The following is a 6,082-nucleotide window of genomic DNA, read 5'->3' as shown; positions in this document are numbered from 1 at the left end:
ATTCTTTGAAGTTCCGATTAAGAAAGGGATCATCGGTGCGTGAGTTTCGAATAACTATTCCCACTTCAAAGTATGGTTCTATTGTTTGAGAGTAAGCAATATATGGGGATCCAGAAGAATCGATAGCGATAAAGCGGGGGTTGGTGTAGTTTATATATCCTTTAACCTTTTCAATGTCCCAAGCAGATCCCACTTCATGCGCGTAATATAGCGCAGGCACGTCTTCATCATAAGAAAGGAACTCAAAGTGTGGTCTTCCGCCTGAATGAAACTTCATCAAGGTTTCATAGATCTCTTGATTACTGTCAAGACTTTCGAAATTCTATGGGTTGCCTGAACCAACAGCATGAATTAAATCTTGTTCCTGAAAACTTGATCTGTAAATGCAAGAAAGATGTAGTTTATCATCACTTTTGATGACCATCGTATGTTCTCAATCACGTGCTGGTTTGGCAAGGTCGATCCTTTCCCAATAATCTGCTACAAAATCTTCTGAACTTGCGGTTCCAGATATCAGTGGACGCGTAACGGATAATAAGAAGAAAACAATGACATAGATCGTCAATGTATGCTTTCCCCGCTTTATATAAGGCCGCTCGATTCTGGCTTATCCTTGCAGCAAATATCCAACTGTATTCCCTCCCTCGCAAGACGCAAGAAGAATTTCCCCCAAAACTCTGAGATTTCCTTTTATCCCTTGAGAACTATGGCGAGGAAACAAATATTGATTATTTGTACCCCTGCGAGAATGTGTGATTCCACATCTTAATCATAATTACTCCTTTTGGGCTCATGGATAAGATGGTTGGGCGATTGTCTAAGATTCTTGTTTTCACATCATGAGAATAAGCCAGCACAACAACATACATGAGTAACCGCCAACGGCATTCTTGAGAAATCTCACGGCGAGATATTCCGAAGTTTCAAGGACGTAGAATTGACAAGCTCAAAAATACGAGATGACGGCAAAACTTGAACAAGGAATAATCCTCTTGATTAATTATATATGTTCCCTTTATGCGAATGCAAATAAATTCTATTTTGCTCATTTTGATCATATAGATTCGGAACTGCAATAATTTTTGTTTTACTCATAGATAGAATTATCTTGCAATTACCCAAATATCGAGTTTGCATGGTCGAGATGACAGTTCCGACAGGATCGACGTTAGTTGTCGACGGACCTGCATCTGTTGTAGTGCGAGAGGGTGCCGCAGAGTGCTTCGGCGCTCTTCTCAAAAAAGGGACAAAAGCGGTTGTGAGAAAAGATAAGAGAATGCCATTCTTTGCAGTTGAGTCATTCTCGTCATCGATCAATCTAGGACATGGATCGTCTTATGATGTACTATCGAAAGATACCATTCCCGCATCGTGGAAAGCGTGCGTCGACAAGATCTCATCGACTAAACCTAAGTCCGTTATCGTCATTGGTAGCACCGACTCGGGAAAATCAGGCCTTAGCCTATATATTGCGAACCGATGCATCAGGTCTAATCTTTTGCCAGTCTGTTTTATCGACACAGATCTCGGCCAGTCAGACTTAGGTCCTCCTGGAACAATAGGGCTAGCCATTTTAGACAGAGAAATAACAGACATACAATCGATCCATTCGCCCCATCTCGAGTTTATTGGAACGACATCTCCTTATTTTGTCCAAAACAGGATTCTTTCATTGCTTAAGAAACTGGTATACATTGCTAGATCAAAGAAATCAGAGATAATTATTGTAAATACAGACGGTTGGGTGGATAGCAGCGAGGCTATGAGTTTTAAGAAGTCGCTGGTAGATATAATGCCTTCACCATTGGTAATTGGCACTCAGAAAAACGATATTATCAGTAACATAGAAAACACTCTCGATGAAGAGATTTGCTGGGTAGAATCACCATCGGAAATCAAGATAAGAACTCAAGAAACGAGAAAGAGACTTCGTGGGCTAATATTTTCAAAGTATCTTGCAGGAGGAAGGATTCGTGCTTTCGATAATAAGAGTGTTGATTTGATAGGCAAATGGGAAGATGCTAAGAATAATATTGTTGGATTGTTCGGGAAGGACCGGGAATTTCTGGGGATAGGTGTTGTCATAGAAACAGAGCCCGCTAAGGGTCTTATTAAGATTTATACCACTGCCAAGGGGAACGTCCGCAGGATCGTTATTGGAACGACCAAACTTGATGTATGTGGCAGGGAGCTTCCATAATTATTGCAATGAGCAGTTTGAATTGCTGATCAAGTAACTGGTAATAGTTCTTAGTTTCAGGATAGATGGTGAAGAATGAAGTAGATCGTCGGGATTTACACTTCAAAATACTGGGGATATCTATCATAAAATGGCTTCTTATCAGTCACTCATTTTGGCACTCTGCAATCAACACGCATCACTATATCCTTCCAAAAAACCGTTATGGGGCTGTCCGGATTTGAACCGGAATCTATAGCTCCCGAAGCTACAAGGATAGCCAAGTTACCCCACAGCCCCACTTAGTTGAATGGATCAAAATGTGACACAAGAATAAATATTATTCCCCCCTAGCCTCCGAAAACAATCTCCAATTTCTTGTTGCTCTCGATTTTCATGAAGGTAAATTTCATTCCGGTAATTTCAGTTGGCGTTTTCTTTGTATTTAGCATGGAATTATACAAAAGCTTCAAAAAATTTTCCAGACGATTAAACCGAATTTCTTCGTAATATGTCGAATTCAATATACGACAAATATTAAATATTCGACAGCCTTACGCCATTCCATGAAGGAACACCTTAGGGAAAAGATTGCTGGGGACATCACCTTATCGAACGATCCTGGTAAAACGATAAGGAAGTGGCGAGAAGAATTTAACATATCACAGCAAGCCCTAGCGAGACATCTGGGGATCTCCCCTTCGGTGATCAGTGACTACGAGTCAGGAAGAAGAAAATCACCTGGTATCACGATAATCAAGCGGATTGTTGATGGTCTCATAGAAATCGATGAAAAAACCGGGGGACATACTATAAAGAAATACACTCTTGGAGACAAAACAGATTGTATCATTAGCATGCGAGAATTCCGAACGAGCATACCTGTTGAAAATTTCATAAAAGTAATCGATGGAAACAATCTCACCAAGGGGCTACCCCTTGTAAGGGATATCCATGGTTATACGATTATCGATTCCATGAAGGCAATATTATCTTTGAGTTCATTCGACTATCTCAAAGTATATGGCTGGAGTAGCGAGAGAGCGCTGATATTCACCGGCGTTAAGTATGGAAGATCTCCCATGATCGCAGTGAGGGCACATCCACTCAAACCGGCGATGGTGTGCTATCACCGACCGGAACACGTTGATGAACTAGCAGTCAGGCTTGCAGCGCTCGAGGGTATTCCCCTTGTGAAGACTGACCTCCCAATGCAGGTTCTTGTTGACAGGCTTGAACGCCTTGGCTAAGGTGCGAGGTGGGATGTAATGGATGTTGGAATTGTTAGTTATGGGGCGTATGTTCCTAGGTATAGGATAACCCCCCAAGAAATTGCCAGAATTTGGGGGGTAGATGGTGAGATGATGAGCAGGAATTTGCTGATTTTCAGCAAATCTGTACCTGGTCCTGATGAAGACACAGTAACGATTTCCGTGGAAGCTGCCCGCAATATGCTGAAGCGTGTTTCAATCAACCCTAAGGAGATTGGGGCGATTTTCGTTGGTTCTGAGTCCCATCCATACGCCGTTAAACCAACTGGAACGATAGTTGCAGAGGCAATTGAAGCATCACCCAGTCTTACAGCTGCAGATTATGAATTTGCATGCAAGGCAGGCACCGCTGCCATACAAACGTGCATGGGAATGGTTGGTGCTGGGATGATCAAGTATGGCGTGGCAATAGGGGCTGACACTTCTCAGGGAGCACCGGGCGATGCCCTTGAATATGCCGCATCAGCGGGTGGCGCTGCATTTCTCATTGGTGCCAAAAAAATCATTGCAAAAATCAATAAGACTTATTCTTACACAACGGATACGCCTGATTTCTGGCGAAGGGAAGGCCAGCCATATCCAAGTCACGGAGGGAGATTTACTGGTGAGCCAGCCTATTTCAAGCATATCGTCAACTGCGGAAGAGAACTTATGAAAATACAAGGTACAAAGGCTGAGGATTATGATTACGCCGTTTTCCATCAGCCCAACGGCAAATTCCCTGTTCGTGTTGCGAAGCAACTGGGATTTAATGAGGCACAGATCGAAACTGGGCTACTGACTCCGTTCATTGGCAACACTTATAGCGGTTCTGTCCCTCTTGGCATTGCCGCTATTCTTGACGTGGCAAAACCAAATGAGAGGATCTTTGCTGTTGCTTATGGGTCAGGAGCCGGTAGTGACGGCTTTGATATTACGGTAACACCAGAAATTCAGAGATTCCGTAGAGAAGCTGCGCCAACTGTGAGACAGCTTGTTGAGAGCAAGAAATTCATCGATTATGCCACTTATGCAAAATTTAAAGGAAAGATCAGAATCGCTGGAGGGATGAAATGAGGGAAGTTGCTATAATTGGAGTCGGGGATACGAAGTTTGGCGAACTTTGGGATTTATCATTTCGGGAAATTGGGATACAAGCAGGATTGGCTGCAGTGTACGATGCAAACCTTTCTGGTGACGAGATCGATGCGATCTATGTTGGGAACATGTCTGCTGGTCGATACATCGAGCAAGAACACGTGGGTGCGCTCATCGCAGATTATGCCGGCATGGCCAATAACCATATCCCAGCAACTAGAGTGGAAGCCGCTGGCGCATCAGGAGGTTTGGCTCTTCGTCAAGGATACTTAGCTGTAGCATCTGGTCTACATGACATTGTCGTAGTTGGTGGTGCTGAGAAGATGACGGATGTCGGTGATCTCAAGGCGATCGATATCCAATCATCAGCAGCTGACCAGCAGTGGGAGTGCGCCTTTGGGGCTACCTTTGCCTCTTTGCATGCAATGATTGCGAGAAGGCATATGCATGAATATGGTACCACGCGGGAGCAAATTGCCCATGTTGCTGTTAAGAACCACAAGCACGGCTCTCTTAATTCCAAGGCTCAATTTCAAAAGGAAATATCTATCGAAACAGTCCTGAGATCGCCGCCGGTGGCTGAGCCGCTGGGGATGTTTGACTGCGCACCGATTTCAGATGGCGGTGCGGCTGTTGTTCTTTGTCCTCTGGAAAAAGCGAAAAAATACACTGATACACCTATCAAGATAATGGCCTCTGCGCAAGCCTCGGATACGCTTGCCCTACACCATCGCTCAGATATTTGCAGATTTGAAGCCACGCGAGTAGCCGCCGAGAAAGCCTTCAAACAGGCGGGAGTAAAGCCTAAGGACATTGATGTTGCAGAGGTTCACGACAATTATACGATCAGCGAAATACTTGCGATTGAGGATCTAGGTTTTTTTAAAAAGGGAGAAGGGGGAAAGGCTACGATTGAAGGCGAGACAGCTATAGGCGGGAAAATTGCGGTCAACACGTCAGGCGGTCTCAAGGCAAGAGGAGACCCCATCGGTGCCACTGGTGTGGCTCAGGTGGTGGAAATCGTCGCGCAGCTCAGAGGCGAGGCTGGTAAAAGACAAGTGAATGGTGCGGAAATTGGGCTTGCACACAATGTTGGTGGCACCGGAGCAACCGTTGTCATTCACATTCTAGGGGTGGTGTGAAATGTCAACGGCTAGGTTCTGGCGTGAGAATCCCAGCAGGTATAATATGATTGCAGTAAGGTGCAATGTCTGTCAGAAGATCCTTTTCCCGCCCAGATCGATATGCCCTACCTGCCGCCGGAAGAGCGTGGGTAGACTTGAGGAAATTAAGCTGCGGGGCGAAGGTGAGATCTATTCCTTCTCAGTCGTTCACGAAGCACCAGCACAGCTAGACAAGATGAAACCTTACATCGTGGCGATAGTGGAGATGGATGAAGGCGTTAAGGTTACGGGACAAGTCATCGACTGCGAACCATCAGAGGTTAGGATTGGCATGAGGGTACGAAGCACGTTGAGGAAGCTCGGAGAGGACGGAGAGGCAGGAGTCATTCATTATGGATACAAGTTCGTACCGGCAAAGCCATTGCAATGAA

6 protein-coding genes and 1 tRNA gene are annotated in these 6,082 nt (G+C 44.7%); 5 read left to right on the top strand and 2 right to left on the bottom strand.

Translation table 11 applies throughout. The features are described from left to right. Positions 1–277, bottom strand: a 277-nt coding sequence (locus QW087_07425) for a hypothetical protein (GenBank protein MEM2944551.1), incomplete at its 3' end; no start/stop codon positions are given. An 858-nt stretch (positions 278–1,135) separates the two neighbouring features. Between QW087_07425 and QW087_07420 the strand changes: the two genes are divergently transcribed. Next, positions 1,136–2,200, top strand: coding sequence for a Clp1/GlmU family protein (locus tag QW087_07420; GenBank protein MEM2944550.1), 1,065 nt, complete (start codon positions 1,136–1,138; stop codon positions 2,198–2,200). 205 nt (positions 2,201–2,405) lie between these two features. On the opposite strand, the gene QW087_07415 is transcribed toward QW087_07420, so the two are convergent. Beyond that, a tRNA-Pro gene (locus QW087_07415) sits at positions 2,406–2,479 on the bottom strand. Positions 2,480–2,745: 266 nt separating this feature from the next. On the opposite strand from QW087_07415, the gene QW087_07410 reads away from it, so the two are divergent. Genes QW087_07410 through QW087_07395 form a run of 4 tightly spaced genes read left to right on the top strand, consistent with a single transcriptional unit; the run spans position 2,746 to position 6,081 of the window. Further along, a complete protein-coding gene (locus QW087_07410) occupies positions 2,746–3,429 on the top strand; it encodes a helix-turn-helix domain-containing protein (GenBank protein ID MEM2944549.1) in 684 nt (227 codons plus the stop codon). Between the two features lie 18 nt (positions 3,430–3,447). Beyond that, positions 3,448–4,506, top strand: a complete 1,059-nt coding sequence (locus QW087_07405; GenBank protein ID MEM2944548.1) for a hydroxymethylglutaryl-CoA synthase — start codon at positions 3,448–3,450, stop codon at positions 4,504–4,506. Continuing rightward, entirely contained in the window at positions 4,503–5,669 is a 1,167-nt protein-coding gene (locus QW087_07400; GenBank protein MEM2944547.1) for a thiolase domain-containing protein, read from the top strand. Before QW087_07405 ends, QW087_07400 begins: the two co-directional genes overlap by 4 nt. Before the next feature lies 1 nt (position 5,670). Beyond that, positions 5,671–6,081, top strand: a complete 411-nt coding sequence (locus QW087_07395) for a Zn-ribbon domain-containing OB-fold protein (GenBank protein MEM2944546.1) — start codon at positions 5,671–5,673, stop codon at positions 6,079–6,081. The last annotated feature ends 1 nt before the right edge of the window (position 6,082 follow it).

Source organism: Methanomassiliicoccales archaeon (assembly GCA_038850735.1).
GTDB lineage: Archaea > Thermoplasmatota > Thermoplasmata > Methanomassiliicoccales > JACIVX01 > JACIVX01.
The sequence above is the reverse complement of the archived record's forward strand: the minus strand, read 5'-3'. Positions and strand labels throughout refer to the sequence as shown.

Bases quoted from the DNA above. Each gene is read 5' to 3' on its own strand.
- QW087_07420 (MEM2944550.1), top strand. From the start codon at position 1,136: ATGGTCGAGATGACAGTTCCGACAGGATCGACGTTAGTTGTCGACGGA.
- QW087_07410 (MEM2944549.1), top strand. From the start codon at position 2,746: ATGAAGGAACACCTTAGGGAAAAGATTGCTGGGGACATCACCTTATCG.
- QW087_07405 (MEM2944548.1), top strand. From the start codon at position 3,448: ATGGATGTTGGAATTGTTAGTTATGGGGCGTATGTTCCTAGGTATAGG.
- QW087_07400 (MEM2944547.1), top strand. From the start codon at position 4,503: ATGAGGGAAGTTGCTATAATTGGAGTCGGGGATACGAAGTTTGGCGAA.
- QW087_07395 (MEM2944546.1), top strand. From the start codon at position 5,671: ATGTCAACGGCTAGGTTCTGGCGTGAGAATCCCAGCAGGTATAATATG.